At 71.9% G+C, this 25,783-nt stretch carries 22 protein-coding genes, 1 tRNA gene and 1 pseudogene; 16 read left to right on the top strand and 8 right to left on the bottom strand.

All coding sequences use genetic code 11. The features are described 5' to 3' along the window. Position 1 precedes the first annotated feature (1 nt). Positions 2-466 (bottom strand): ATP-binding protein, encoded by a 465-nt coding sequence (locus AC0ZLC_RS17855; protein ID WP_476752955.1) that lies wholly within the window; start codon positions 464-466, stop codon positions 2-4. A gap of 247 nt (positions 467-713) precedes the next feature. Between AC0ZLC_RS17855 and AC0ZLC_RS17860 the strand changes: the two genes are divergently transcribed. The 9 genes from AC0ZLC_RS17860 to AC0ZLC_RS17900 all read left to right on the top strand — a co-directional run bounded on the left by AC0ZLC_RS17860 (position 714) and on the right by AC0ZLC_RS17900 (position 10,921). Further along, entirely contained in the window at positions 714-1,586 is an 873-nt protein-coding gene (locus AC0ZLC_RS17860) for a hypothetical protein (protein WP_476752956.1), read from the top strand. A gap of 222 nt (positions 1,587-1,808) precedes the next feature. Next, positions 1,809-2,543, top strand: a complete 735-nt coding sequence (locus AC0ZLC_RS17865; protein WP_476752957.1) for a YcnI family copper-binding membrane protein — start codon at positions 1,809-1,811, stop codon at positions 2,541-2,543. A gap of 106 nt (positions 2,544-2,649) precedes the next feature. After that, entirely contained in the window at positions 2,650-3,300 is a 651-nt protein-coding gene (locus AC0ZLC_RS17870; protein ID WP_476752958.1) for an SCO family protein, read from the top strand. Continuing rightward, positions 3,297-3,755: a copper chaperone PCu(A)C gene (locus tag AC0ZLC_RS17875; protein WP_476752959.1), complete on the top strand. Its 459-nt coding sequence runs from the start codon at positions 3,297-3,299 to the stop codon at positions 3,753-3,755. The genes AC0ZLC_RS17870 and AC0ZLC_RS17875 overlap by 4 nt, the downstream gene beginning before the upstream one ends. A 14-nt stretch (positions 3,756-3,769) precedes the next feature. Further along, positions 3,770-5,893, top strand: coding sequence for a copper resistance CopC/CopD family protein (locus AC0ZLC_RS17880; protein ID WP_476752960.1), 2,124 nt, complete (start codon positions 3,770-3,772; stop codon positions 5,891-5,893). A gap of 6 nt (positions 5,894-5,899) precedes the next feature. Continuing rightward, a complete protein-coding gene (gene efeB / locus AC0ZLC_RS17885; RefSeq protein ID WP_476752961.1) occupies positions 5,900-7,186 on the top strand; it encodes an iron uptake transporter deferrochelatase/peroxidase subunit in 1,287 nt (428 codons plus the stop codon). A 106-nt stretch (positions 7,187-7,292) separates the two neighbouring features. Continuing rightward, positions 7,293-8,225: a prephenate dehydratase gene (pheA, locus tag AC0ZLC_RS17890; RefSeq protein WP_476752962.1), complete on the top strand. Its 933-nt coding sequence runs from the start codon at positions 7,293-7,295 to the stop codon at positions 8,223-8,225. A gap of 606 nt (positions 8,226-8,831) precedes the next feature. Then, positions 8,832-10,109 carry a serine--tRNA ligase gene (gene serS, locus AC0ZLC_RS17895; RefSeq protein WP_476752963.1) on the top strand — a complete coding sequence of 426 codons (1,278 nt, stop codon included), beginning with the start codon at positions 8,832-8,834 and terminating at the stop codon, positions 10,107-10,109. Beyond that, a complete protein-coding gene (locus tag AC0ZLC_RS17900; RefSeq protein ID WP_476752964.1) occupies positions 10,106-10,921 on the top strand; it encodes an HAD family hydrolase in 816 nt (271 codons plus the stop codon). The genes serS and AC0ZLC_RS17900 overlap by 4 nt, the downstream gene beginning before the upstream one ends. 117 nt (positions 10,922-11,038) lie before the next feature. On the opposite strand, the gene AC0ZLC_RS17905 is transcribed toward AC0ZLC_RS17900, so the two are convergent. The 5 genes from AC0ZLC_RS17905 to AC0ZLC_RS17925 form a co-directional block, all read right to left on the bottom strand. Then, positions 11,039-11,123 (bottom strand) — tRNA-Ser (locus AC0ZLC_RS17905). A gap of 355 nt (positions 11,124-11,478) precedes the next feature. Then, on the bottom strand, positions 11,479-12,198 hold the full coding sequence (locus tag AC0ZLC_RS17910; RefSeq protein WP_358852292.1) for an ABC transporter permease: 720 nt from the start codon (positions 12,196-12,198) through the stop codon (positions 11,479-11,481). Positions 12,199-12,207: 9 nt separating this feature from the next. Next, positions 12,208-13,119, bottom strand: coding sequence for an ABC transporter ATP-binding protein (locus tag AC0ZLC_RS17915; RefSeq protein ID WP_476752965.1), 912 nt, complete (start codon positions 13,117-13,119; stop codon positions 12,208-12,210). Next, positions 13,116-14,021, bottom strand: a complete 906-nt coding sequence (locus AC0ZLC_RS17920) for an ABC transporter permease subunit (RefSeq protein ID WP_476752966.1) — start codon at positions 14,019-14,021, stop codon at positions 13,116-13,118. The genes AC0ZLC_RS17915 and AC0ZLC_RS17920 overlap by 4 nt, the downstream gene beginning before the upstream one ends. Beyond that, entirely contained in the window at positions 14,011-14,997 is a 987-nt protein-coding gene (locus tag AC0ZLC_RS17925; RefSeq protein ID WP_476753135.1) for an ABC transporter ATP-binding protein, read from the bottom strand. Before AC0ZLC_RS17925 ends, AC0ZLC_RS17920 begins: the two co-directional genes overlap by 11 nt. 264 nt (positions 14,998-15,261) lie before the next feature. Here AC0ZLC_RS17925 and AC0ZLC_RS17930 point away from each other — a divergent pair, with 264 nt between their 5' ends. The 7 genes and pseudogenes from AC0ZLC_RS17930 to AC0ZLC_RS17960 all read left to right on the top strand — a co-directional run bounded on the left by AC0ZLC_RS17930 (position 15,262) and on the right by AC0ZLC_RS17960 (position 22,733). Next, complete coding sequence (locus tag AC0ZLC_RS17930) at positions 15,262-16,116, top strand: M24 family metallopeptidase (protein ID WP_476752967.1); 855 nt, start codon at positions 15,262-15,264, stop codon at positions 16,114-16,116. A 26-nt stretch (positions 16,117-16,142) separates the two neighbouring features. Beyond that, positions 16,143-17,906, top strand: a complete 1,764-nt coding sequence (locus AC0ZLC_RS17935; RefSeq protein ID WP_476752968.1) for an SDR family oxidoreductase — start codon at positions 16,143-16,145, stop codon at positions 17,904-17,906. 80 nt (positions 17,907-17,986) lie between these two features. Further along, a pseudogene (locus AC0ZLC_RS17940) lies at positions 17,987-18,904 on the top strand (metal-dependent hydrolase). A 197-nt stretch (positions 18,905-19,101) separates the two neighbouring features. Further along, positions 19,102-20,046 carry a MerR family transcriptional regulator gene (locus AC0ZLC_RS17945; protein WP_476752969.1) on the top strand — a complete coding sequence of 315 codons (945 nt, stop codon included), beginning with the start codon at positions 19,102-19,104 and terminating at the stop codon, positions 20,044-20,046. Between the two features lie 134 nt (positions 20,047-20,180). Next, positions 20,181-20,729 carry an RNA 2'-phosphotransferase gene (locus tag AC0ZLC_RS17950; RefSeq protein ID WP_476753136.1) on the top strand — a complete coding sequence of 183 codons (549 nt, stop codon included), beginning with the start codon at positions 20,181-20,183 and terminating at the stop codon, positions 20,727-20,729. 63 nt (positions 20,730-20,792) lie between these two features. Beyond that, the gene (locus AC0ZLC_RS17955; RefSeq protein WP_476752970.1) at positions 20,793-21,704 is read left to right on the top strand and encodes an LLM class flavin-dependent oxidoreductase; all 912 of its coding nucleotides are present in this window, start codon (positions 20,793-20,795) and stop codon (positions 21,702-21,704) included. A 141-nt stretch (positions 21,705-21,845) separates the two neighbouring features. Next, on the top strand, positions 21,846-22,733 hold the full coding sequence (locus tag AC0ZLC_RS17960; protein WP_476752971.1) for a Cof-type HAD-IIB family hydrolase: 888 nt from the start codon (positions 21,846-21,848) through the stop codon (positions 22,731-22,733). A gap of 21 nt (positions 22,734-22,754) precedes the next feature. On the opposite strand, the gene AC0ZLC_RS17965 is transcribed toward AC0ZLC_RS17960, so the two are convergent. Both AC0ZLC_RS17965 and AC0ZLC_RS17970 read right to left on the bottom strand, forming a co-directional pair. Beyond that, on the bottom strand, positions 22,755-23,801 hold the full coding sequence (locus AC0ZLC_RS17965; RefSeq protein ID WP_476752972.1) for a M23 family metallopeptidase: 1,047 nt from the start codon (positions 23,799-23,801) through the stop codon (positions 22,755-22,757). A gap of 230 nt (positions 23,802-24,031) precedes the next feature. Beyond that, positions 24,032-25,750 (bottom strand): sensor histidine kinase, encoded by a 1,719-nt coding sequence (locus tag AC0ZLC_RS17970; RefSeq protein WP_476752973.1) that lies wholly within the window; start codon positions 25,748-25,750, stop codon positions 24,032-24,034. Between the last annotated feature and the right edge of the window lie 33 nt (positions 25,751-25,783).

Genomic DNA, 25,783 nt, shown 5'->3' on the forward strand with positions numbered 1-25,783 from the left:
GCTAGACCGCCAGCAGCGGAGTGCCCTCACGCCACTTGAGGATCTTGTCGAAGCTGACCACCGCGCCGCCCCGGCCCGGCTTGTTGCCGATGTGGACGTGGTCGGCGAGCTCCTGGATGAGACACAGCCCGCGGCCGTTCTCGGCGTCGCTGCGGGCGGCGCGGACCAGGGGTCGCGGCGCGTGCGGCGGACCCGCCGGGAAACCGGGCCCCGAGTCGGCCACCTCGATGCGGCACTTCTCGCCGTCGAGGTAGGCCGTGACCCGGTACGCCTCCGAGGGGCCGTCGGGTGCGGTGCCCCCGCCGTGCTCGACGGCGTTGGCACAGGCCTCGCTGAGCGCGAGGGAGACGTCGTACGAGACGTCCGGATCGACCCCCGCCGTCTCCATCGTGCCGAGCAGCAGGCGCCGTGCGAGCGGAACGCTCGCGGCTTCGCGCCGCAAGTGGAGTGACCACCAGATGCTCATGCTGAAGCCTCCAGGCCGCGGCTCGACATACCGTTACCTATTGCCGCCAGGACCGGTGTGCAATCGCCCACACCGTATGAACCCGCCCATACGGCGGATGCGAGCACGCCCAGATCGGTGTATGTGGGGACACCGGAAAGCGCATATGCGCCGGCGACTCCCCCCGAAGCGGGTCCTTTGCCGCCGTACGTCATCTTGTGGACCTGCCGTGAAACGCGTTTCGGGCCAGTGCGATGATGAGCCCGCCATGAGTGCCCCCCACCAGCGCACGGCGCGCTCCGGACGTGACGTCCGGCTCCTGCGGGCCGCGGTGTTCGCCGCGGTCTGCGTCGCGCTGGCCGCGGCCGGTCATGGCATCGCCTCCTGCACCGCGGTGCCCCTGTGGACCGTGGGCACCGCCTTCCTCGCCGTGTTCGCCGTCGCCGCCCCGCTGGCCGGGCGCGAACGGGCACTGCCGGGCATCGCCACCGTGCTCGCGGTCGGCCAGACCGCGCTGCACACGCTCTTCGGGCTCGGGCAGCAGGGCACCTCGATGGCCCCGGCGCCGGGCGGCACCGGGATGTCCGCGTCCATGACGTCGGGCATGCCGGGCCACGCCCTGTCCGACGCCTCGCTCGTCGAGCGGGCGGCGCGGGTGGTGTGCGGTGCGTCCGCGGCGGCGATCAGCCCCGCGCAGGCCCAGCGGATCCTCACCGACGCCCGGCTCGCCCCGGACACGGCGCACTCCGTCACGACACCGTCCCTGCACCACTCCGCGGACGCCGTGTCGGCCGCGGCCGGACCGTCGATGTCCATGCTGCCGTCCCTGCCCATGGTGCTCGTCCACGTGCTCGCCGCGGTCGCCACCGGATGGCTGCTGCGCCGCGGTGACCTGGCGGTCCTGCGGCTCATCCGGCTCTCCGCGCACGGCGTCGCGGAAACGGCCCTCGTCCGGTCGCTGCGCGCGGCACTCGCGCTGGTCCGCGCCCTGCGGACGGGGCTCCCCGGCACCGGACGCACGGCACCCCGGGCGCCGCGCACCGCGCCGCCCGAACCACCCACCCCCCGTACCACCGCACTCCAGCACTCGGTGATCAGGCGCGGGCCGCCCCAGGCCGCCGTGCTCGTTCTCGCCGCCTGACACGGCGCACCGCTCCCCTCGGAGAACCACTCCGTCCGGAGGGCTGCCGCCGTGCGGCACGCGCGCGTGCCCGCCCACGGGCGGGACCACCCGGAGGTCCGCCTCCGGGACCGCCCCGGGAGTGCCTTTCCGGTTCTCCGCAACGGGTCCGGTCCCGGGCACCTCTTCGTACGCGCGCCCCTTACCTCACCGGACATCACGCACAGTGGAGTGTTCTCTGCCATGAAGGTTTCCCGTATCGCCGCCTCCGGCGCCCTCGCCGCCTCGGCCGTCGTCGTCCTGTCCGCCCCGGCCTTCGCGCACGTCAGCGTGCAGCCGGAGGGCGTGGCCGCCAAGGGCGGTTACGCGACGATCGACTTCAAGGTCCCCAACGAGCGCGACAACGCCTCGACCACCAAGCTCGAGGTGAACTTCCCGGCCGACCACCCGCTCGCCTCGGTGATGCCCCAGCCCCTCGACGGCTGGGACGTGAAGGTCACCACGTCCAAGCTGGACAAGCCGATGGAGCTGCACGGCAAGAAGATCGACGAGGCCGTCTCGAAGGTCACCTGGACGGCCACCGGCAAGGGTGTCCGGCCCGGCTTCTTCCAGAAGTTCCCGCTGTCCGTCGGCCAGCTCCCGGAGGACGCCGACGAGCTCGTCTTCAAGGCGATCCAGACGTACTCCAACAAGGAGGTCGTGCGCTGGATCGAGCCGCAGGAGGACGGCGCGGAGGAGCCGGAGAACCCGGCGCCGGTGCTCGCGCTGTCCGCCGCGTCCGAGGACGGCCACCACGGCACGCCGAGTGCCGAGAAGGCCTCCGACGACGAGAAGGCGGAGCACGGAGAGACCGAGGCCGCCGCGTCCTCCGACAGCAGCGACACCACCGCCCGCGTCCTCGGCGTCGTGGGCATCGTCGTCGGCGCGGCGGGCGTGGCGTTCGGCGTTCTGGCCGGCCGTCGGCGCACCCACGCCTGAGGCCCACCCTCGTTCGGTGCGTGCCGGGGAGCCGTACGCCGTCGCCGTCCGCGGCGGCGTACGACCCCGGTGCGCGCCGGCGCACTCACATCTGGGACATTTCTCTATGCGCAAGAAGACGTATGCCGCGGCCGCCCTGGTCGCCGCGGCCGCTCTGACCCTCTCCGCCTGCGGCGGTGACGACGGCGGCAAGCCGGTGGCCGAGGTGTCCGCCGAGGCCGGCTCCGCCAAGGCCGCGACGGTCCTCGACAAGCCGTTCGAGAAGCCGGACCTCGTCCTGACGGACACGCACGGCGAGAAGTACGACCTGCGCGCCGAGACCAAGGGCAGGCCGACGCTGGTCTACTTCGGCTACACCCACTGCCCCGACGTCTGCCCGCTGACGATGAACAACCTCGCCGTCGCCAAGAAGCAGCTGCCGAAGGCCGACCAGGACAGGCTCCGCATCGTGTTCGTGACCACGGACCCGGAGCGGGACACCCCGGCCGCGCTCGGCAAGTGGCTCAAGGGAATCGACCCCGCCGCCGTCGGTCTGACCGGCGACTTCGACACGATCCGGGCCGGCGCCCGCACCCTCGGCATCTCCGTCGAGCCGTCGAAGAAGGACAAGGACGGCAAGGTCGTCTCGGTGCACGGCACCCAGGTCATCGCGTTCTCGCCGAAGACCGACGGCGGTTACGTCCTCTACGGCGAGGACGCCACCGTGGACGACTACACCCGGGACCTCCCGAAGCTCATCAAGGGGGAGAACCCGTGAGACGCCTCGCGGGGTCCGTCACGGCCCTGGCGGCGGCGCTGGCACTCGCGGGCTGCGGCGGCTCCGGCGATCCCGCCTCCGCCGGGCCCGAACTGAGGGTCACCGGCGCCTACATGCCCGTCCCCGCCATGGCGGACATGGCGGCCGGATTCTTCACCGTCACCAACTCCGGCGGCACCGACACCCTGACCTCGGTCACCAGCGACCTCTCCGACGACGTCACCCTGCACGCCACCGACGGCGGCACGATGGAGGAGCGGACGTCCTTCCCGGTGCCCGCGCACGGCGAGCTCGACTTCGCCAGCGGCGGCAACCACGTCATGTTCGAAAAGCTCGCCCGCAAGCCCGCGCAGGGCGAGAAGGTGGCGGTCGAACTGCACTTCGCCAAGTCCGGCACGGTGAAGGTGTCCATGCCGGTCGAGCCCGCGACGTACAACCCGAAGACCGGACACTGAGGGAGGGATCCACCTTGACGCAGGCCATCGCTCCCCGTGCCGGCCGCCACGCGGCCGGGCGGCTGCGGACGCTGTTGCTGCTGCTCCTCGCCGTCGGCGGCGCGCTGCTGGCGGGCGCCGGGCCGGTCTCCGCGCACGCCGCGCTGACCGGCAGCGACCCGAGGCAGGGGGCGGTGGTCGAGCAGGCACCCACCCAGGTCACGCTCACCTTCTCCGAGAAGGTCGCCATGTCCGGCGGCTCGGTGCGCGTCCTCGACCCCGAGGGCAAGCGCGTCGACACCGGCGACCCCGTCGACCTGGGCAGTGCCATGTACGCCGTCAAGCTGCACTCGGGTTTGCCCGACGGCACGTTCACCGTCACCTACCAGGTGGTGTCGGCGGACAGCCATCCCGTCTCGGGTGCCTTCACCTTCTCCATCGGCGCGCCCTCGCAGACCTCCGTCACCGTCTCCGACCGGTCGGCGGGCGGCGGGGTGGTCGGCGGGCTCTACGGACTCGCACGCTATGTCTCGTACGCGGGCTTCATCCTGCTGGCCGGCGGGGCCGCCTTCGTGCTGGCCTGCTGGCAGCGGGGCGCGGGCGTGCGGCCGGTGCAGCGGCTCGTGGTCGGCGGGTGGCTAGCGCTCACCGCGGCCACCCTCGGGCTCCTGCTGCTGCGCGGCTCGTACACCGGCTCCGGGAAAGTCGCCGACATCTTCGACCTGAACCTGCTCGGGCAGGTGCTCCAGACCAAGACGGGTGCGGCGCTCGTCTCACGCCTGCTGCTGCTGGCGGCGGCGGCCCTGTTCCTCGCGGTGCTCTTCGGGACGTACGTGACACGCGACGCGGCAGCGGAGACCGGCGAGGCCGACGCGGTGACCGAAGGAGCCCGGGAGACCGGCGGCGAGGCCGACGCGGGGAGCGCCGGGAGCCCGGAGACCGGCGGCCCGACGGGCGAGGAGTCCGCGGGCGGCCAGGGAGCCGACGAGGCGGACCGGGCCGACGCGGAAGCCGACGCGGAAGCCGACGCCGCCGCTGCCGCCGCCGAGAAGCGGGACCTGACCTTCGGGCTCGGGATCGGCGGCGGTGTCGTCGCGGCGGGCCTGGCCGCGTCCTGGGCGATGGCCGAGCACGCCTCGACCGGCGTCCAGCCGGGCATCGCGATGCCCGTCGACGTCCTGCACCTGCTCGCCGCCGCCACCTGGCTGGGCGGCCTGGCGACGCTGCTCGTGGCGCTCCACCGGGCGCCCTCCAGCACCCCGATCGACGCGCCGGCCGTCCGCCGGTTCTCGCGCGTCGCGTTCGGCAGTGTCGTCGTGCTGACCGCGACCGGGCTCTACCAGTCGTGGCGCCAGGTCGGTTCCTGGTCGGCGCTCACCGGCACGGGGTACGGGCAACTGCTGCTCGTCAAGATCGGCCTGGTGGCCGTTCTCGTCGGCATCGCGTTCCTCTCCCGGCGCTGGACGGCTCGGCTGCCGGAGGCGTCCCCGGTACTCGCGGCGGAGGCGGAACCCCCGGCCGAGACGGAGCCCGTCACACTTCCCGCCGCAGCCGCAGCCGCAGCCGGCACCCGCGCCGGCGCCGCGGACTCCGTGCGCGCCGCCCAGCTGGCCCGCCAGCGCGCCGCCGTGGCCGCCGTGCGCGAGAAGCGCATCCGCGACGCCGACCCGCACCGCTCGGGGCTGCGCCGCTCGGTCCTCGCCGAGGCCGGTGTCGCCGTGGTACTGCTCGCCGTCACCACCGTGCTGACCTCCACCGAACCGGGCCGTACGGAGGAGGGGGCCAGGGCGGCCACCGCGTACAGTGCGCAGCGCTCCGGGCCGCTGACCGTGACGATTCCGTTCGACACCGGCGGCGAGGACGGCAGGGGCAGCGTGCGGCTGACCCTCGACCCGGCCCGCGTCGGCGGCAACGACATGCACCTGTTCGTGGAGCGCCCGAACGGCAAGGCCTTCGACGTGCCCGAGGTGAAGGTCGCCTTCACGCTCGGCGCGAAGGACGTCGGCCCGCTGCCCGTGGTCCCCGACCGGATCGCCACCGGACACTGGACGGCGACCGGAGTGCAGATCCCCATGGCGGGAGACTGGGAGATCGCGGTGTCCGTCCGGACCTCCGACATCGACCAGACGACCGTCAAGAAGAACGCGAAGATCGGCTGAACCATCATGGCTGACCAGTCCCATCCCGAGGCACCTTCCCGCGAGGAGGGCACGGCGCACGGCTCCCGCCAGGGGTCCCTCTCGCGGCGCCGGCTGCTCGGTACGGCCGGTGCCACCGGTCTCACGCTCGGTGCGGCCGGCGGCGCCGCCGGGTACGCGGCGGCGTCCACGGACGCCAGGGCCACGCCCCTGACCTCGCTCGGCGCGGGCGTGGTGATGTTTCACGGGAAACATCAGCCCGGCATCACCACGCCCCTCCAGGCGCGCGGACACCTCGTCGCCTTCGACCTGGCCGCCGGAGCGGGCCGCAGGGAGGCCGCCGCGCTGCTGCGCCGCTGGTCGCGGACGGCACGCCGACTGATGGCGGGCGAGGCCGCCGCGCACGACGACACGGATGTCGCCCGTGACTCCGGCCCCTCGTCCCTGACGGTCACCTTCGGTTTCGGGCACAGCTTCTTCGCGCGGACGGACCTGGAGAAGCAGCGCCCGGTCGCGCTCGACCCGCTGCCCGACTTCTCCTCCGACCGGCTCGACAAGGCGCGCAGCAACGGCGACCTGTGGATGCAGGTCGGCGCGAACGACGCCCTGGTCGCCTTCCACGCCCTGCGCGCGCTTCAGAAGGACGCGGGCGGTGCGGCCCGCGTGCGCTGGCAGATGAACGGCTTCAACCGCACCCCGGGCGCCACCGCCCAGGAGGGGCTGACCGCGCGCAACCTGATGGGTCAGATCGACGGCACCCGCAATCCGAAGCCGTCCGAGTCCGACTTCGACCGGCGTGTCTTCGTGCCCGCCGCCGGCGAACCGGCGTGGATGGCGAACGGCTCGTACGCCGTCGTACGCCGTATCCGCATGCTCCTCGACGACTGGGAGAAGCTGTCGGGCAAGGCCCAGGAGGGCGTCATCGGGCGCCGCAAGTCGGACGGGGCGCCGCTGACCGGCGGCACCGAGACGACGGAGCCGGACCTGGAGCGCACCGGCGCGGACGGCAAGCTGGTCATCCCCCTCGACGCGCACTCCCGGATCACCCGGCCCGACCAGAACGGCGGCGCGGCGATGCTGCGCAGGCCGTTCTCCTTCCACGACGGCTTCGACGCGGACGGGGTGCCCGACGCGGGTCTGCTCTTCGTCTGCTGGCAGGCCGACCCCCTGCGCGGCTTCGTCCCGGTGCAGCGCAAGCTCGACCGGGGCGACGCGCTGTCGGCGTTCGTCCGGCACGAGTCGAGCGGGCTGTTCGCGGTGCCCGGCGGGGCGGCGGAGGGGGAGTACGTGGGGCAGCGGCTGCTGGAGGCGTGAGCCGTCCCCGGCGCGACGCCGGTCACCCCACCCCATGAGCCGGGGTGCCGGGCGGCCCTTCCCGCAGGCGCGAGCCGGGCCGGGCCGGGCCCATTAGGGTGAGGTCATGCCAGCCAGTTACGCGTATCTCGGTCCCGAAGGCACCTTCACCGAAGTCGCCCTGCGCACGCTTCCGGAGGCCGCCACCCGGGAGCTCGTCCCGATGGTCTCGGTCCCGGCCGCCCTCGACGCGGTCCGCAACGGCGAGGCGGAAGCCGCGTTCGTACCGATCGAGAACTCGGTGGAGGGCGGCATCACCACGACCCTCGACGAACTGGTCGCGGGTACGCCGCTGATGATCTACCGCGAGGTGCTCCTGTCGATCACCTTCGCGCTGCTGGTGAGGCCGGGCACGAAGCTGTCGGAGATCAAGACGGTGACGGCGCACCCCGCCGCACAGCCGCAGGTGCGCAACTGGATGAGGGCACACCTCCCGGACGTGCTCTGGGAGTCCGCCGCCTCGAACGCGGACGGCGCGCGCCTCGTGCAGGAAGGCCGGTACGACGCCGCTTTCGCGGGCGAGTTCGCCGCGGCCACGTACGGCCTCGAAGCACTGGAGACCGGTATCCACGACGCGGAGAACGCGCAGACGCGCTTCGTCCTGGTGGGCAGGCCCGCCCGCCCCGCGGCGCCGACCGGCGCGGACAAGACGTCGGTGGTCATCTGGCAGCGCGACGACCATCCCGGCGCCCTGCTTGAGCTGCTCCAGGAGTTCGCGGTGCGCGGCGTCAACCTGATGCTTCTGCAGTCCCGCCCCACCGGCGAGGGCATCGGCAACTACTGCTTCGCCATCGACGCCGAGGGCCATGTCTCCGACAGCCGGGTCGGCGAGGCGCTCATGGGCCTCAAGCGTGTCTGCCCGCAGGTGCGCTTCCTCGGCTCGTACCCGCGCGCGGAGGTCGACCCCCAGGACGTCCGCGCCCCCCGGGCCGGTACGTCCGACGGCGAGTTCGCCGCGGCGTCCGACTGGCTGGCGCGCTGCCAGGACGGCCGCTTCTAGGGTCCCGTCGGCCGCTTCCCGGGGACGACTGTGCCTGGTCCTACCAGCAGATTTGCTTCGTCCACAGAAGTTATCCACAGGCTGGCCTCTCGACCTGGGGACAAGTCGACAACGAAACATGACAGGGTCGACAAATCGGCCTACAGCCCGCAAGGGTGTCCACAGCCCCGCAGGTCACCCTTCGTCCATCCGTTTCCATTGATCAATCCCTTAGGGCGAACCATTTCCACTCGAAAGTGGATGCCAAGACGGTTTCACCAGGGAATTCGGCGTCCGGCGCGAGCCCTGGAGAAAGATCGTTCCCAAAGTCCACAGAACTTCCACACAGCCTGTGGATAACTTTTCGCGCCCAGGATTCCTGTGGACAACGCGGGCCTCAAGTCCCCGTTCCCGCACGGAAATCCGGTCAACTCCACCACAACCCACTGCCCTGTTTCGGGGAGTACGTCCGCCTTCATTGACGGTGCCGGGCGATCTTGAGGGCCGCCCTGGAGATCATGCGACTGCCTCGTATATTTCATGCGGCATTTCGCCCATATCGCCGCATAACCGGCTGACGGGAATATGGAGTCGTGAGCCGTCACGGCACACCGGTAGCCTTGAGGGGTGATTGACCTTCGCCTGCTCCGTGAGGACCCCGACCGTGTGCGTGCGTCGCAGCGCGCCCGTGGAGAGGACGTCGCGCTCGTCGACGCCCTCCTCTCCGCCGACGAGCGGCGCAGGTCGTCCGGCGTCCGCTTCGACGAGCTGCGTTCCGAGCAGAAGGCGCTCGGCAAGCTGATCCCCAAGGCCTCCGACGACGAGAAGGCCGAGCTGCTGCAGCGGGCCGGCCTGCTGGCCGCGGGCGTCAAGACCGCCGACGCCGAACAGCACGAGGCCGACGAGGAGACCAAGCGCCTCCTGCTCCAGCTCGGCAACCTCGTGCACCCCGACGTCCCGGTCGGCGGCGAGGAGGACTTCGTCGTCCTGGAGACGCACGGCACGATCCGCGACTTCGGCGCCGAGGGCTTCGAGCCCAAGGACCACCTGGAGCTCGGCGAGGCACTCGGCGCCATCGACGTCGAGCGGGGCGCCAAGGTGTCCGGCTCGCGCTTCTACTACCTGACTGGTGTCGGCGCGCTGCTGGAGCTCGCCCTGGTCAACGCGGCGATCGCGCAGGCCACCGAGGCCGGCTTCGTCCCGATGCTGACTCCGGCGCTGGTCCGCCCGCGCGCCATGGAGGGCACCGGCTTCCTCGGCCAGGCCGCGGAGAACGTGTACCACCTGGAGAAGGACGACTACTACCTGGTCGGCACCTCCGAGGTCCCGCTCGCCGCGTACCACATGGACGAGATCATCGACGCCGACAAGCTGCCCCTGCGGTACGCAGGCTTCTCGCCGTGCTTCCGCCGCGAGGCCGGCACCTACGGCAAGGACACCCGGGGCATCTTCCGGGTGCACCAGTTCGACAAGGTCGAGATGTTCTCGTACGTCGCTCCCGAGGACGCCCAGAGCGAGCACCAGCGGCTCCTGGACTGGGAGAAGCAGTGGCTGACCGGCCTCGAACTGCCCTTCCAGGTGATCGACGTCGCGTCCGGTGACCTCGGTGCCTCGGCCTCGCGCAAGTTCGACTGCGAGGCGTGGATCCCGACCCAGGGCAAGTACCGCGAGCTGACCTCGGCGTCGAACTGCGACGGCTTCCAGGCGCGCCGCCTGTCCGTGCGGATGCGCGACGGCAAGAAGGTCCAGCCCCTGGCCACGCTGAACGGCACGCTGTGCGCCGTACCGCGCACGATCGTGGCGATCCTGGAGAACCACCAGCTGGCCGACGGCTCCGTGCGGGTGCCCGAGGTGCTGCGCCCGTACCTGGGCGGCCGTGAGGTCCTGGAGCCGATCTCCAAGTGAGCGCCGCCGCCGGGCCGTTCCCGTACAAGCTCGTCGCGACCGACCTCGACGGGACGCTGCTGCGGCCCGATGACACCGTCTCGGCGCGTACGCGCGAGGCGCTCGCCGCGGTCACCGCGGCGGGCGCGGCGCACATCGTCGTGACCGGACGGGCGGTGCCCTGGACGCGCCACATCCTGGACGAACTCGATTACGACGGGCTCGCGGTGTGCGGGCAGGGAGCGCAGGTCTACCACGCCGGGGAGCACCGGCTGCTCACCTCGGTGACCCTGGACCGGCAGCTGGCCGGTCTCGCCCTCGCCAAGATCGAGGCCGAGGTCGGGCCGCTGCTGCTGGCGGCGAGCCGCGACGGTCTCGACGGCGAGGTGCTGGTCGGCCCCGGCTACCGGGTGCACGAGGGCCCGCTGCCCTACCTCCCCATCAAGGACGCCGGGGACCTCTGGTCGGCGCCGCTGAACAAGGTGTACGTCCAGCACCCGACCCTCTCCGACGACGAGCTCGCCGAGGTGGCCGCCCGGGTCGCCGGCGGTCTGGTCGGGGTCACCATGGCGGGCGCGGGCATCGTGGAGCTCCTCCCGCTCGGCCTGTCCAAGGCGACGGGGCTGTCCCTGGCGGCGCGCCGGCTGGGCATGAAGGCCGCGGACACGATCGCCTTCGGCGACATGCCGAACGACGTCCCCATGTTCGCCTGGTCCTCCTACGGCGTGGCCATGGAGAACGCCCACGCCGAACTCAAGGCCGTGGCCGACGAGGTGACGTCCTCGAACGAGGAGGACGGGATCGCGGTCGTGCTGGAGCGGTTGCTGGGCTAGAGCCTGGCCGCCTCCGGGTGTGTGAACTCCGGTTGTGAACTCCGGGTGCGCAGGCAGTGGCAGGTAATGCGTCGTATGTCGGCGTGGTGCGTCGTGCGTCGTGCGTCGTGCGTGGTGCGGAGGATGCGCGGATCGAACGCGCGCGGGGCTGACCCCGACCACGGCTTAGCAAGCCGGTGCCTTGCCTCTCGGCCAATCCTCCGGGTGGGCGGCCCGCGCGGAGATCGCGCGCTCGAAGCGGCCGCCCCGGGCAGTCCACGTGCGGAGCGGACTCGACGGAGGTGACTACTCCGGAGACCGCCGCGGGCTGCCCTGCGGGGAACTCGACGGACTGCTCCTGAAGGGCATCGTCGCGCTCCTCTCCCAGAACCTGGCGCCGGTACGGTCCGGCGGCGTGGACAGGACCACTGTGCCCGGGAGGGGACTCGGGGCGCCACCGAATAACGGACCGGCCGGAGCCCGCTGCCGGCGGAGCGTCCTCGCCCAGGGAGCCCCGGCCCGCGTGAAACCGGGGCCAGACAGAAAGGGGGCTCCACGCGTGCGTGGAGCCCCCTCTCTCACTCTTCCCCGGCCAGTTTCAGCGTCCGCAGCTTCTGTCCCGCGTACCAGGTGGCCAGCACCGTGACGCCGACCAGCAGCACCGTCGCGGTGGGCAGTCCCACGTCGGAGGTGACGAGGTCCCCGCCGGTGACCTTGTGGGCCACCGCGAGCGACCACTGCTGGACGCTGAGGGTGCGCGCGCCGGCGACGAGCGTCCCGAACAGGGCCTCCCAGACGAGCGCGTAGACCAGTCCGAACACCACCGCGTGCCGGGTCACCGTTCCCAGGAGCAGGAACAGCGCCGCGTACGCGATCGAGGCGACCAGCGCGGCCACGGTGTAGGCGACGGCGATCTGCTGGCCGTTGCCGTTCAGGATCAGGCCCGCGACGAAGGTCGGGACCGCGGAGAACACCATGGTGACCGCGACGGCGACGATCAGCTTGGTGAAGATGATCGTCGGGCGCTTCACCGGCTTGGCGAGCAGATAGACCACGGAACCGTCGTCGATCTCGGGCCCGATCGCGCCCGTGCCGGCGATCACGCCGATGATCGGCACCATCGTGGCGAGGGCGAACCCGCCGAGGACGTCGGCCGCGACCTGGTCGTCGGCGCCGGTCAGGGCCCGTACCACCGTGGCGATCACGAGCAGCAGGACGGGCAGGGCGGCCAGGATGAGGGCCCGGCGGCGGCCGAGCAGGGCCCGGTACGTGAGCCGGGCGACTGTGGGGTCGTACATCTTGGCCTCCTACGCCGCGACGAGATACGAGAAGACGGATTCGAGGGACTCGTCGGACGGCGAGACCGTCAGCAGCCGGATGCCGTGCTCACGGGCCACCTTGGGCAGCAGCACGGTGAACCGGCCGAAGTCGACCGCCTGGACGCGCAGCGCGCCCTCCGCGAGGTCCACCTCGATGCCGGACGTCGAGGGATCGGCGATCAGCGCGGCGGCCAGGGCGCGGTCGTCGCTCGACCGCACGAGGTAGCGGTGCGGGCGGTCGGTCATCAGCCGGCGGATGCGCCGGAAGTCGCCGCTCGCCGCGTGCCGTCCGGCGACGATCACCTCGATGTGCGCGGCGAGCTGCTCGACCTCTTCGAGGATGTGGGACGAGAACAGCACCGTGCGGCCCTCGTCCCCCATGCGCCGCAGCAGGTCCATGAGCTGCATGCGCTGGCGCGGGTCCATGCCGTTGAAGGGCTCGTCGAGCAGCAGCAGGGAGGGGTTGTGGACGAGCGCGGACGCCATCTTCACCCGTTGCCGCATGCCCTTGGAGTAGGTGGAGATCTTCCGGTCCTGCGCGTACTCCATCTCCACGGTGGCGAGGGCCCGTTCGGCGGCCTTCTTGCCGAGGCCGTGCAACTCGGCGTTGGCGACGACGAACTCGCGGCCGGTGAGGAAGTCGTACATCGCCTCGCGCTCGGGGACGATGCCGATGTGCCGGTAGATCTCCTCGTTGCGCCAGACCTCCTCGCCGTCGAGGGTGACGGTTCCGGTGGAGGGGGCCAGGAAGCCGCCCATCATGTTGATGAGGGTGGACTTTCCGGCGCCGTTGGGGCCGAGCAGGCCGGTGACGCCGGGGCCGATCGTCATCGTGATGTCGTTGACCGCCACCACGTTGCCGAACCAGCGCGAGACGTGGTCGATGTTCAGCGTGGTCACAGTCCGACCTTTCGGTAGCGGCGCATCAGCAGGCCGTAGCAGCCGGCGATGAGGCCCAGGACGACGACGAGGAAGACGACGCCCTGCCCGGACGAGGGTCCTTCTCCGCCGGGGAAGGAGGAGGTCGCGCCGAGGAAGGCGGTCTGGACGCCGTCGATGAGCGTGATGGGTGAGAAGAGGCCGATCCAGGGCACGGCCGAGGTGCTGGACTGCGAGTCCGCGATGGCCTGGAGGGTGGAGACGGCGCCGTAGGAGATGGTCAGGACGGCGATGACGGCCGCGATGCCGAAGCCGCGGCGGGGGGTCACCGCCGAGACGACCAGACCGATGCCGGCGAAGAGCAGGGAGAGCAGGACCACGGATACCAGCCCCTGGGCGAATCCCTTCGTCTGGTCGGCGAAGTCGAGCTTGGCCAGCAGGGCGCCCGCGTAGAGCACCAGCAGCGGCGCGGCCGTGAGCACGAACAACGCCGAGGCGAGGGCCGCGTACTTGGCGCGTACGTAGTCGGCGGTCTCGATGGGACGCGAGAAGTAGAGCGGCACGGTCTTGAAGCGCAGGTCGCGTGAGACGGACTGCGGTGCCTGGGAGGCCACGTACAGGCCGATGACGGCCTGCATCACGATGGCGTAGCGCGTGTAGTCGAGCGGCAGGTCCTTCGCCTTCGTGGCGACGGCGACCGCGACCATGATGAGCGCGGGCACGCACATCACCACGAACAGCAGCATCGGCAGGACCTTGGACTTGACCGAGCGGCCGAGTCCGTAGGCGCCGCGCAGGGACTGCGAGTACAGCGAGCGGCGGGCGTAGGCGCGGCCCAGGCGCGGACCGTCGTAGTTCCGGTAGCCGATGTTGTGGATCCGGGTCTGCTCGCCCTGCTGGGCGAGGGGCTGCTCAACCGCCATGGCCGACCGCCTCCTTCCGCGCTCCGTGCGCGTCGCCGCGCGCCTGCGTCTGCTCGTCGTGGAAGACCTCCGCGATGTGGTGCCTGCGCTGCTCCATGCGGACCAGACCGAGGCCCAGGTCGGCGACGACGTCGCGCACCAGGTCGTACGTCTCCTCGCCCTCGGCGGTGAGCAGCAGGACGTGTCCGGCGCCGGGCAGCCCGCCGCCCTCGTGGGTGTCCACCCCGCGCGCGTGGAGCGCGTCGCGCAGCGTGCGGGTGCCGTCCGGGTGCGCGTCGGTGTCGGTGACCTCGACGGCGAGGGTCGTCGTGATCTGGGTGAAGTCGGTGGTCGAGCTGGACCGCAGGAGCGCGCCGCCGTCGATCACGACGACGTGGTCGCAGGTGCGCTCCAGCTCTCCGAGCAGGTGCGAGGTGACCAGGACGGAGATGCCGAAGTCCGTGTGGATGCGGCGGATCAGGCCGAGCATCTCGTCCCGGCCGACCGGGTCGAGCCCGTTGGTCGGCTCGTCCAGGAAGACGAGCTGCGGGTCGTGGACGAGGGCCTGGGCGAGCTTCACGCGCTGCTTCATGCCGGTCGAGTAGCCCCCGATGGGGCGGTACCGCTCTTCGTAGAGGCCGACGTGGCGCAGCGTGTCCGCGGTGCGCTCACGGGCGGCGGTGGGTGGGAGGCCGGACATGCGGGCCATGTGCACGACGAACTCGGTGGCCGAGACGTCGGGCGGCAGGCAGTCGTGCTCGGGCATGTACCCGACGCGCTCGCGGATCTCGGCGCCCTTGGCGACGACGTCGAGCCCGAGCACCTCGGCTCGGCCCTCGGTGGCGGGGGACAGACCCAGCAGGATCTTGATCAGTGTGGACTTGCCGGCTCCATTGGCTCCGACGAGTCCGGTCACACCGGGCCCGACGTCCACGGAGAGCCGGTCAAGCGCGGTCACCCGGGGGAACCGCTTGCTCAGGCTTTCGGTCACGATCACAGTCACGTCCTCGACGGTAGTGGCGCACGCCACACGGGTCGTCAGACCACGGAGCTGGATCGGTGTCAGCCTCCAGTCGTACGGGCCCGTAGGGGTCCCCCTGAAGTCGAACACGGCCGCCGCCCGGGGCACCGGGTGGTCCACACCGGCGCGCTTGTCCACAGGCCACGCACCCGCCTATTGACGCAGCCTCCAACAATTGTCACATTCATCAGTGTCAAGTTACGGGCACAGCGCACAGCCGGACACGGGACGGACGGTGGCATGAGCTCTGCAGTGGCCCCATCAGGGTCGGCCGGACTCTCCGCGCGGTTGCGGGGGTTCAAAGAGGTGCAGCGCCTCGCGTACGACTGCGCGGAGGCGGTCGCGGCGCAGTTGAAGCCCGGCGTGACGGAGCGCGAGGCGGCGCGCATGCAGCGCGACTGGCTGCACGAGCGGGGGGTGCGGGACTGGTTCCACCTCCCCTTCGCCTGGTTCGGCGACCGCACGGCATTCGTGAACTTCCGGATCCCGCTCCAGTTCTTCCCCACCGGCCGGCGGCTGGAAGCGGGCATGCCGTTCATCCTCGACATGGCCCCGGTGTACAGGGGCTGCACGGCGGACATCGGCTACTCGGGCTCGCTCGGGCTGAATCCCGTGCAGGACAAGCTGATGGCCGACCTGGAGGCCCACCGCGAGCTGATCCTGCGCGAGGTGCGCGAGCGCCGCCCGCTGCGCGAGATCTACGAGGACGTGGACCGGCTCATGGTGCGCCAGGGGTATGCGAACCGGCATCGCGCCTACCCCTTCGGCGTGATCGCGCACAAGGTGGACCGGGTCGAGGAACGGCCCTGGTCACCGACGCTGTTCGGTTTCGGGGCACAGGCCCTGAAGGGACTGGCGGGCGACGCGCTGCGCGGCCACCGCGACGGCTGGTCGCCGCTGTGGTCGCCGTACCGCTTCTCCGACCACCCGCCGCGACCGGGGCTGTGGGCGGTCGAGCCGCATCTCGGTTTCCGGGGGACGGGCGCGAAGTTCGAGGAGATCCTGGTCGTCACCGACTCCGGGGATCCCGAGCAGAGCGCGTTCTGGCTGGACGACGACCTGCCGCACGTGCGGCGCTGGGCGGAGGGCGCGTGATGGCCGCGCCGGACAGGGAGCTTTCGATGACGGGGCTGGAGGGCGCGCGCGAGCGCCGGGTGCGGACGGGCGGCATCGAGCTGTGCGTCGCCGAGCTGGGTGACGAGAACCGGCCCACGGTGGTGCTGGTGCACGGCTATCCCGACTCCAAGGAGGTGTGGTCGAAGGTCGCGGCCCGCCTCGCGGAGCGTTTCCACGTGGTGCTGTACGACGTGCGCGGACACGGCGGGTCGACGGCTCCGCAGCCGCTGCGCGGCGGCTTCACGCTGGAGAAACTGACGGACGACTTCCTGGCCGTCGTGGACGCGGTGAGCCCCGGCAGGCCGGTGCACCTGGTCGGCCACGACTGGGGTTCGGTGCAGTCGTGGGAGTTCGTCACGGTGGCGCGCACCGAGGGCAGGATCGCGTCCTTCACCTCGATGTCCGGACCCTCGCTCGATCACTTCGGGCACTGGATCAAGCAGCGCACGAGGCGGCCGACCCCGCGTGGGGTCGGCCAGCTGCTCGGCCAGGGCGCCAAGTCCTGGTACGTGTATCTGCTGCACACGCCCGTCCTGCCCGAGCTCGCCTGGCGCGGTCCGCTCGGCAAGCGGTGGCCGAAGATCCTCCAGCGCGCCGAGAAGGTCCCCGCCGACGGCTATCCGACCCCGTCGCTCCCGGTGGACGCGGCGCACGGCGCCTGGCTGTACCGGGACAACGTACGGGCACGGCTGAGCAGGCCGCGTGAGGACGCGTACGCACACGCGCCCGTGCAGCTCATCACGCCCCTCGGGGACGCGTTCCTCTCCGAGCGGCTCTACGACGGGCTGGAGAAGTGGGCCCCGCGGCTCGTGCGCCGTACGCTCCCGGCCAGGCACTGGATCCCGCGCACCCGTCCGGACCAGCTGGCCGCCTGGATCACGGAGTTCGTCCAGGCCCACGAGGACGGAGTGCCCGCGCGCGACACCGTCGCCACCGGCAGGTACGCGGACCGGTTCGGCGGACAGCTCGTGCTGGTCACGGGCGCCGGCAGTGGCATCGGCAGGGCCACCGCCTACGCGTTCGCCGAGTCCGGCGCCCGTCTGGTGGCCGTCGACCGGGACGCCGAGGCCGCGGCGCGCACGGCGGAGATGGCCCGGCTGATCGGCGCCCCCGAAGCCTGGGCCGAGACGGTCGACGTCTCCGACGAGCAGGCCATGGAGAAGCTCGCCGAGAAGGTCGCCACCGAGTACGGCGTGGTGGACGTCCTGGTGAACAACGCCGGTATCGGCCTCTCCGGCGCCTTCCTCGACACGACCGCCGACGACTGGAAGAAGGTCCTCGACGTCAATCTGTGGGGCGTGATCCACGGCTGCCGGCTCTTCGGGAAGCAGATGGCCGAGCGCGGCCAGGGCGGTCACATCGTCAACACCGCGTCGGCGGCCGCCTACCAGCCCTCGAAGGCCCTGCCCGCCTACAGCACCTCCAAGGCGGCGGTGCTGATGCTCAGCGAGTGCCTGCGGGCGGAGCTCGCGGGCCGGGACATCGGCGTCTCGGCGATCTGCCCCGGTTTCGTGAACACCAACATCACCTCGACCGCGCGCTTCACCGGGGTCGACGCGGCCGAGGAGAAGCGGCGCCAGAAGCGGTCGGCGCGGCTCTACGGGCTGCGCAACTACCCGCCGGAGAAGGTGGCCGACGCGATCCTGCGCGCGGTCGTGCGCAACGAGGCGGTCGTCCCGGTCACTCCCGAGGCGCGCGGCGCCCACCTCATGTCGCGTTTCGCCCCGCGGGCGCTGCGCGCGATCGCCCGGCTGGAGCCGCCGCTGTGAACGACTTCACGAACGACTCCGCGAGCGACTCCGCAGCCGACACCGTGGGCGACGCCGTGAGCGACGCCGTGAGCGACGCCGTGACCGCCTCCGTGAGCGACGGACACCACGCGATCGTGCCGCGCCGGGTCTCCTTCGACTGGGAGCGGACTCCGCTGCACTGGATACCCGGCGAGCCGACCGCGACGCACGTCATCAATGTGCTGCACCTGCTGCTGCCGGCGGGGGAGCGGTGGTTCGTGCGGGTCTTCAAGGAGGCCCTCCCCCTGGTCGGCGACCCGCAACTGCTCAAGGACGTCAAGGGGTTCATGGGCCAGGAGGCGACACACAGCGTGCAGCACGCGTACGTGCTGGATCATCTGGCGGCGCAGCGCCTCGACACCGCTGCCTACACCAGGTACGTCGACTTCCTCTTCGAGAAGCTGCTCGGCGAGCGCCCGCCGCTGGGGGCGCCGATCCCTGCCGCGGAGTGGCTGCGCTTCCGCCTGTCGGTGATCGCGGCGATCGAGCAGTTCACGGCGGTCCTCGGCACCTGGGTGCTGGCGGCGGACGGACTCGACCGTGCCGGTTGTGACGAGGTCATGCTCGACCTGCTGCGCTGGCACGGCGCGGAGGAGGTCGAACACCGCGCGGTCGCCTTCGACTTGTACCAGCACTGCGGCGGGGAGGGCCTGCCGAGGTACGCGCGCAGAGTGGCCGGCATGGCGGTCACCGCGCCGGTGATGGTCTACCTGTGGGCGTGGGGTGCCGCCTACCTCATCCGGCAGGATCCGCACCTGGCCGGCCCGGCTGCGCTACTCGCTCGCCGCCCACAACAAGGCCGTGCGCAAGGGGCTGCTGCCGGGCTGGCGTGAGCTCGGCGCGGCCATACCCCGCTACCTGCGGCGGTCGTACCATCCCTCCAAGGAGGGCTCGTTGCGGGCGGCCGTGGAGTACCTGGCACGCTCACCCGCGGCGCGTTCGGCGGCGGGGTGATCGGGCGGGCGGCCCTCGCCTAGGGCCTGTCGTTTGGATCAGGCCGGCGTCGCGGGGTCTGGCGGCCTGATCCAAACCACAGGCCCTAGCCCCGGCCGCGCCGCACACGGCGGCCGCGGCCGGGTCGGGTGCGACGTGGCGACAGCGAACGGGAGTCGGGCGCACGGAGCGGCGCGGCGGCACGGAGCGGCGGCCGCACGGAAGGGCAGGGAGCGTGAGCGTGTACGGCGAGCCGGCCGGCATCGCGTACCGGATCGAGGACCTGGCGCACCACAGCGGCGCCACGGTCCGTACGATCCGCGCCTACCAGGACCGGGGCCTGCTCCCCCGCCCTGAGCGCCGGGGCCGCGCCAACGTCTACTCGGACGCGCACCTGGCGCGGCTCAGGCAGATCGCCGACCTGCTGGACCGCGGCTACACGCTGGCCTCCATCAAGGAGCTCCTGGAGGCCTGGGACGCGGGCCGGGGACTCGGCGGGGTACTCGGACTCGTCGCGGAGGTCGACGGGCCGTGGACGGACGAGGAGGCGGTGCGGATCACCCGGGCCGAGCTGGCCGAGCGGTTCGGTGGCCACCCGGACGACGTGGCCGTCGCGGAAGCGGTCGAACTGGGCGTACTGGAACGCCTCCCGGGGGAGGACGAGACCTTTCTCGTGCCGAGCCCCCAGGAGCTGGCCGTGGCAGCCGAGTTGTTCGGAGCCGGCGTTCCGCTCTCGGCCATCGCCGGCCATCTGCGGGAGTTGAGGGGACAGGTCGAGCACATCGCCTCCCGTTTCCTGGAGTTCACGACCGAGCACGTCTTCGCGCGCTATCTCGGCGAGCATCCGCCGACCGACGCCGAGGCGACCGAAGCGGCCTCGCTCGTCCGTCGGCTGCGGCCCCTCGCCCAGCAGTCCGTGGACGCCGAACTGGCGCGGGCCATGCGCCTGTTCGCCACTCGTCATCTGCGCCGGCACCTCGGTTCGGGTCAGCCCGTGGAACCCCGGGTGGAGACGCGGGAGGTGCTCCTGCCGGGCGACACAATGCGGTCGGTCGAAAGGCTGGTTGGCGCGGAGCACGCCGCTGCCTTCATCGCGGCGGCGGCCGAACGCGAGGTGAAGAAAAGGACTTTGGACGCACTGACCGCAAACGGTGCACAGAACAACACGGTTGGCGAACACCCATGATGTGCACGTGAGTTGTCCACAGAATCGTCAATTTACCTGTGGATAACCGCACTTGGTTGTGGACCAAACCTCCACCCCGAAATCGATCGCGTGATCAGCGTCTCACCAGGCACCCTGGCGGCATGAGTGAACAGATGGATGACAGACGCACCGTGAAGGTGTCGAAGTACCTCTCGAAGCACCTGCGGCACCAGCCCGAGCGGATCGGGCTCACGCTCGGGGAGGGCGGCTGGGTCGAGATCGAGACGCTGATCGCCGCGGCCGCCGAGCACGGCTTCCGCTTCAGCCGCGCCGAGCTCGACCACGTCGTCGCCACGAACGACAAGCGGCGCTTCGCGGTCGAGGGCACCCGGATCCGCGCCAGCCAGGGCCACTCCGTCGACGTCGACCTCGGACTGCCCCCGGCGACCCCGCCCGCGTACCTCTACCACGGCACCGTCGCGCCGAGCCTGGACGCGATCCGCGCCGAGGGGCTCCGGCCGATGAACCGGCACGACGTACATCTGTCGGCCGACCGCGAGACCGCCACGCGCGTCGGCGCCCGCCGGGGCCGCCCGGTCGTCCTCTCCGTCGATGCCGGGGCCATGCACCGTGACGGTCACGTCTTTCGCGTCAGCGCGAACGGCGTCTGGCTCACGGCCGCGGTGCCCCCGTCCTACCTCCGTTTTCCCGCAGCGCACTGACCAAGGGCCCCGCGGACCACCCGGCGGACTCCGCCACCGCACGGCTCCGCTTACGCTCGATGCATGAGTCTGCGTCTGAGCACCGTGATCCTTCCGTATCTCCGCTGGCACGAGGGCGGGCGGGCGGCCTGGCAGCGCGCGGAGCAGCTCGGCTTCCACACCGCGTTCACGTACGACCACCTGTCCTGGCGGACCTTCCGCGACGGCCCCTGGTTCGGCGCCGTGCCCACCCTGACCGCCGCGGCCGCCGTCACCGACCGCCTCCGTCTCGGCACACTCGTGACCTCGCCGAACTTCCGGCACCCGGTCACGCTCGCCAAGGAACTGATCTCCCTCGACGACATCTCGAACGGCCGGATCACCCTGGGCATCGGCGCGGGCGGCACCGGCTTCGACGCCACCGCGCTCGGCCAGGAGCCCTGGACACCGCGTGAGCGTGCCGACCGCTTCGGCGAGTTCGTGCCGCTGCTCGACCGCCTGCTGACCGAGGACGGCACCGAAGGGGTGACGTACGACGGGACCTTCTACTCGGCGCACGAGGCACGGAACATCCCGGGCTGTGTGCAGCGCCCCCGGCTGCCCTTCGCGGTGGCCGCCACCGGACCGCGCGGACTGAAGCTCGCCGCCCGGTACGGACAGGCGTGGGTGACGACCGGCGACCCCAAGCTGTTCGAGACGGGCACGTCCGAACAGTCGGTTCAAGCCATTCGCGGACAGGTCGAGAGGCTGGGCGCAGCCTGTGCGGCGGACGGCCGCGACGTGGCCGGGCTGGACAAGGTCCTCCTCACCGGTTTCACCCCGGACCGCGGCCGCCCGCTGGAATCCCTGGACGCCTTCGTCGACTTCGCCGGCCGCCACGGGGAGCTGGGATTCACCGACCTCGTGATCCACTGGCCCATCCCGGGCTCGGACTTCGCGGCCGACGAGAAGGTATTCGAGCGGATCGCCCTGGAAGCCCCTGCGCAGCTGCGGTGACCGCCCGTCACCACGAGGGTTCGTCCGGGCGAAGGTACGGCGCGGGCCCCGTTCCCCGGCCGGACGACAGCGGAAGGTGACTCCCCCGGTGGGTACGGTGACCACTCACCTGTGCGGGCCCCCGCACGGGCGTGCACGCATATGCGGGAGAATGACGACGTGACCTCAGCGACTCGACGGCCCGAGATCCCGGCCTCCACCTTTTTGCCCCGGCTGATCGCCACGGATCTCGACGGCACCCTGCTCCGCGACGACAAGACGGTGTCCGAGCGCACGATCGCCGCCCTCGCCGCCGCCGAGGAAGCGGGCATCGAGGTCTTCTTCGTCACCGGCCGCCCGGCGCGCTGGATGGACGTCGTCAGTGACCACGTCCACGGTCACGGCCTGGCGATCTGCGGCAACGGCGCCGCCGTGGTCGATCTGCACGGCGGTCCCGGCGCCCACCGTTTCGTCAAAGTCCGCGAGCTCGAACCCCGGGCCGCCCTCGACGTCGTCCAATTGCTGCGCTCCGCCGCCCCCGGCACCGCGTGCGCCGTCGAGCGCACCTACGGGCTGCACCTCGAACCGTCCTACCCCGCGCTGCACATGGAGCCCCCGGAGACCATCGCGCCCGCGGAGAAGCTGCTCGCGGCGGACGCCCTCGACGCCGACCAGCCGGTGCTCAAGGTGCTCGCCTACCATCCGGACCTCGCTCCGGACGACTTCCTCACGCTCGCCCGCCTGGCCGTCGGCGACCGGGCCAACGTCACCCGCTCCAGCCCGAGCGCCCTGCTCGAGATCAGCGGTCCAGGCGTCTCCAAGGCCAGCACGCTCGCGTTGTGCTGCGCCGAGCGCGGCATCTCCCACGAGGAGGTCGTCGCCTTCGGGGACATGCCGAACGACGTCGAGATGCTCACCTGGGCGGGCCAGTCGTACGCGATGGGCAACGCCCACCCCGCCGCGATCGCCGCGGCCTCCGGGCGCACGGCCGCCAACAACGAGGACGGGGTGGCGGTCGTGATCGAGCGGATACTCGCGGATCGCTTCTGAGACCGGCCGCCGTCCCCGCGCCTACAGTTCCACCCCGTGCCCGGCCAGCCACGCCACGGGGTCGACCGCCGAGCCCATGTCCGGCGTGACCCGCACCTCGAAGTGCAGGTGGGGGCCGGTCGAGTTGCCGCTCGTCCCGGACTGTCCGACCCACTGGCCGGGCCCCACCCGCTCTCCCTGGTCGACGGTGACGGCCGCGAGGTGCGCGTACTGGGTGTAGTAACCGTCCGGATGCCCGACCACGACCTCGATGCCGAAGGGGCCGCCGCACGACACCCGCTCGACCCGCCCGGCGGCTACCGCCCGCACCGGCGTCCCGATGGGCACCGCGAAGTCCTGCCCGGTGTGCCGGTTCGCCCATCGCTCACCACCGCTGCCGAAGCCGGCGGAGAGGTCGTACGTCTCCAGGGGCGCGAGCCACGACGCCGTGGAGCCGGTCTCCGGCTGGTCGAGCCGGACGGCTCCCCGGCAGGAACCCGCCGCGACCGACGCGTCGGCCTGTCCCTGCAGCGTGGCCCGCGCCTCGTCCAGTTTCGCCGTGATGGTCCGCTTCACCTCGGCGAGCTCACCGGTGAACCTGTCCAGCGCCTGCCACTCCGCGGACGACCTCGCCTCGTCCGCGGCGAGCCCGGCCTCCGCACGCCGACTCCTGGACACGGCGTTGCCGACGCTGAGTTCCGCCCGGCGCAGGGCCCGGTGACGGCGCATCAGCGCCTCGGGGCTGTCCGCGAGCAACATCTGCACCGTGTACGGCAGCCCGCCGCCCTGGCGGTACTGGGCACGCGCGATGCGGCCGAGTTCCCCGTGCAGTACGGCGACCCCCTGCCGCTCGTGCCGGAGCCGCTCCTCAGCCCGCTGCGCCCTGGCTCGCAGGGCGTCCGCTTCCCGCCTCCCCTGCTCGTACCGCCGTGCCGCCACGGCGGCGTCCTGGTACAGCCGCGCCACCTGGGCGCTGACGCCGGCCTCGTCGCCGGGTCCGCCGTCGGCCGCCGGGGGCCGCGCCGCGAGAACCGCGAGCGTGCACAACAGGACCGGCACGAGGAGCAGCGGACGACGGGGTGAGCGCATGGCAGCGATCGTGTCCCGTGCCGGTGCCCGCGGTCCTGTTCACCTCGTACGCATGGGGGACCCGGCGCCACGGAAGGACCACCCGGCTCGGCCGAACAGGGGCCTGCTCGGGCGTGTTGCGCCCAGGCGGCAGGACGGCCTGCTACGGCCCACCCGTCGTCCCACGGCTTCACACGCGACGGGCCGGTGTGCGACAAAGCCGTGTTCCACAGCTCGGTGCGCGGTGCGGTTCAGTACGGCGCCTGCCACACCACCGTCGTACCGCCGCCGTTCCCGCCGATGCCCGGCCCGTACCAGCTGTCCCCGCCCAGCGACTCGGCGCGCCGTTTGAGGTTCCGCAGGCCGCTGCGCCGGCCGTTCTCGGGAATGCCGACGCCGTCGTCGGCGACCGAGAGCCGCACGCCCTGCTCCCCGCCCGGCAGGACGGCCGCCGCGTCGACGGTGACGTCGATGCGGCAGGCACCGGCGTGCCGGAAGGCGTTGGAGAGCGCCTCGCGCAGGGCGGCGATGAGGTTCTTGCCGGTGAGCTCGCCGACCATCGTGTCGACGGGGCCGGCGAAGCGGTGTGCGGGCCTGAAGCCGAGGGGGACGGCGGCCATGTTGATCTCGCGCAGCACCCGGGTCCGCAGCCCGGAGGGCTCCTCGGCCGGTCCCCGTTGCAGCGCGAAGACCGCGGTGCGGATCTCCTGGATGGTGACGTCGAGTTCCTCGACCGCCTTGCCCACACCCTGGCGCACCTCCGGCACGGCCGACCGCCGCTGTGCGCTCTCCAGCATCATCCCGGTGGCGAACAACCGCTGGATGACGAGATCGTGCAGGTCGCGGGCGATCCGGTCACGGTCCTCGTACACGGCGAGACGCTCCCGGTCGCGCTGCGCCTCCGCCATCATCAGCGCGAGCGCGGCCTGCGAGGCGAACTGTGCGGCCAGCGTGCGCTCGCTCTCCGTGAAGGGGCGGGCACCCGGCCCGCGGGGTGTGACGAGGGCTCCGAGGACCCGTCCGCCGCTCTGCAGGGGCAACATCATGGCCGGCCCGTACTCGCGGGCGAGGCCGGTGAGCATGCGCGGATCGGTGGCCGCGTCCTCGACGAACACGGGCTCGCCTCCGAGGACGTCGGCGACGATCTCGCTCTCCGGCGGGACGACGACGCCGAGGGCCCGCGACGGATGGTCCGAGGCCACGGCGACGATTCGCAGGCCTCCCTCGTCCGCGGGCAGCAGCACGATCCCGGCCGCGGCGCCGGACAGCCGCCGGGCCTGCTCGGCGACGACCTGGAGAGGGTCCTCCCCGTCGCCGCCGGACAGCAGTGCGGTGGTGACGGCCACCGAACCGTCGATCCAGCGCTCGCGCTGCTTGGCGGCCTCGTACAGGCGGGCGTTGCCGACGGCGATGCCCGCCTCCGTGGCCAGCACCCGCAGCACATGGACGTCGTCCTCGCCGAACGGACCGCCGCCGTGCTTCTCGGTCACGTACAGATTCCCGAAGATCTCTCCCCGCACGCGGATCGGAACGCCGAGGAAGCCGCGCATCGGGGGATGGTGTTCCGGGAACCCGCAGCAGCGCGGATCGTCCGCCAGGTCGGCGAGCCGTACGGACTCCGGCTCGTGGATGAGCGCGCCGAGCAGCCCCCGGTGCCCGTCGGGCAGTCGGCCGATGCGCCGGGCGGTCTCCGCGTCCACCCCGTGATGGACGAAGTCGGCGAGACCCCCGCCATCCTCGGCGACGACCCCGATGGCCGCGTACCGGGCGTCCGTCAGCGCGGCCGCGGTCTCGCAGATCCGGTCCAGCGTGGAATGCAGCTCGAGGCCCGTGCCGACGGCCCGCATCGCCTTCAGGAGGTGTGGCACGCGTGCCGTCAGCTCCGCGGAGAGACCTCGGAGTCCACGTGGCGTCCGGGCCGCCGCGCCCGGTTCACCGAGCGGGTCGGGCGAGGCGGTGGCTGCTGACATGCCTAGAGGGTAGTTAGTCCGATTTGCAAGGGA

The organism is Streptomyces sp. GLSS-08 (genome assembly GCF_056387915.1).

What these genes read in the sequence shown, in the direction of transcription:
- AC0ZLC_RS17855 (WP_476752955.1), bottom strand. Translation starts at nt 466, where the DNA reads ATGAGCATCTGGTGGTCACTCCACTTGCGGCGCGAAGCCGCGAGCGTT.
- AC0ZLC_RS17860 (WP_476752956.1), top strand. Translation starts at nt 714, where the DNA reads ATGAGTGCCCCCCACCAGCGCACGGCGCGCTCCGGACGTGACGTCCGG.
- AC0ZLC_RS17865 (WP_476752957.1), top strand. Translation starts at nt 1,809, where the DNA reads ATGAAGGTTTCCCGTATCGCCGCCTCCGGCGCCCTCGCCGCCTCGGCC.
- AC0ZLC_RS17870 (WP_476752958.1), top strand. Translation starts at nt 2,650, where the DNA reads ATGCGCAAGAAGACGTATGCCGCGGCCGCCCTGGTCGCCGCGGCCGCT.
- efeB (WP_476752961.1), top strand. Translation starts at nt 5,900, where the DNA reads ATGGCTGACCAGTCCCATCCCGAGGCACCTTCCCGCGAGGAGGGCACG.
- pheA (WP_476752962.1), top strand. Translation starts at nt 7,293, where the DNA reads ATGCCAGCCAGTTACGCGTATCTCGGTCCCGAAGGCACCTTCACCGAA.
- AC0ZLC_RS17910 (WP_358852292.1), bottom strand. Translation starts at nt 12,198, where the DNA reads ATGTACGACCCCACAGTCGCCCGGCTCACGTACCGGGCCCTGCTCGGC.
- AC0ZLC_RS17920 (WP_476752966.1), bottom strand. Translation starts at nt 14,021, where the DNA reads ATGGCGGTTGAGCAGCCCCTCGCCCAGCAGGGCGAGCAGACCCGGATC.
- AC0ZLC_RS17930 (WP_476752967.1), top strand. Translation starts at nt 15,262, where the DNA reads ATGAGCTCTGCAGTGGCCCCATCAGGGTCGGCCGGACTCTCCGCGCGG.
- AC0ZLC_RS17935 (WP_476752968.1), top strand. Translation starts at nt 16,143, where the DNA reads ATGACGGGGCTGGAGGGCGCGCGCGAGCGCCGGGTGCGGACGGGCGGC.
- AC0ZLC_RS17950 (WP_476753136.1), top strand. Translation starts at nt 20,181, where the DNA reads ATGGATGACAGACGCACCGTGAAGGTGTCGAAGTACCTCTCGAAGCAC.
- AC0ZLC_RS17955 (WP_476752970.1), top strand. Translation starts at nt 20,793, where the DNA reads ATGAGTCTGCGTCTGAGCACCGTGATCCTTCCGTATCTCCGCTGGCAC.
- AC0ZLC_RS17960 (WP_476752971.1), top strand. Translation starts at nt 21,846, where the DNA reads ATGCGGGAGAATGACGACGTGACCTCAGCGACTCGACGGCCCGAGATC.
- AC0ZLC_RS17965 (WP_476752972.1), bottom strand. Translation starts at nt 23,801, where the DNA reads ATGCGCTCACCCCGTCGTCCGCTGCTCCTCGTGCCGGTCCTGTTGTGC.
- AC0ZLC_RS17970 (WP_476752973.1), bottom strand. Translation starts at nt 25,750, where the DNA reads ATGTCAGCAGCCACCGCCTCGCCCGACCCGCTCGGTGAACCGGGCGCG.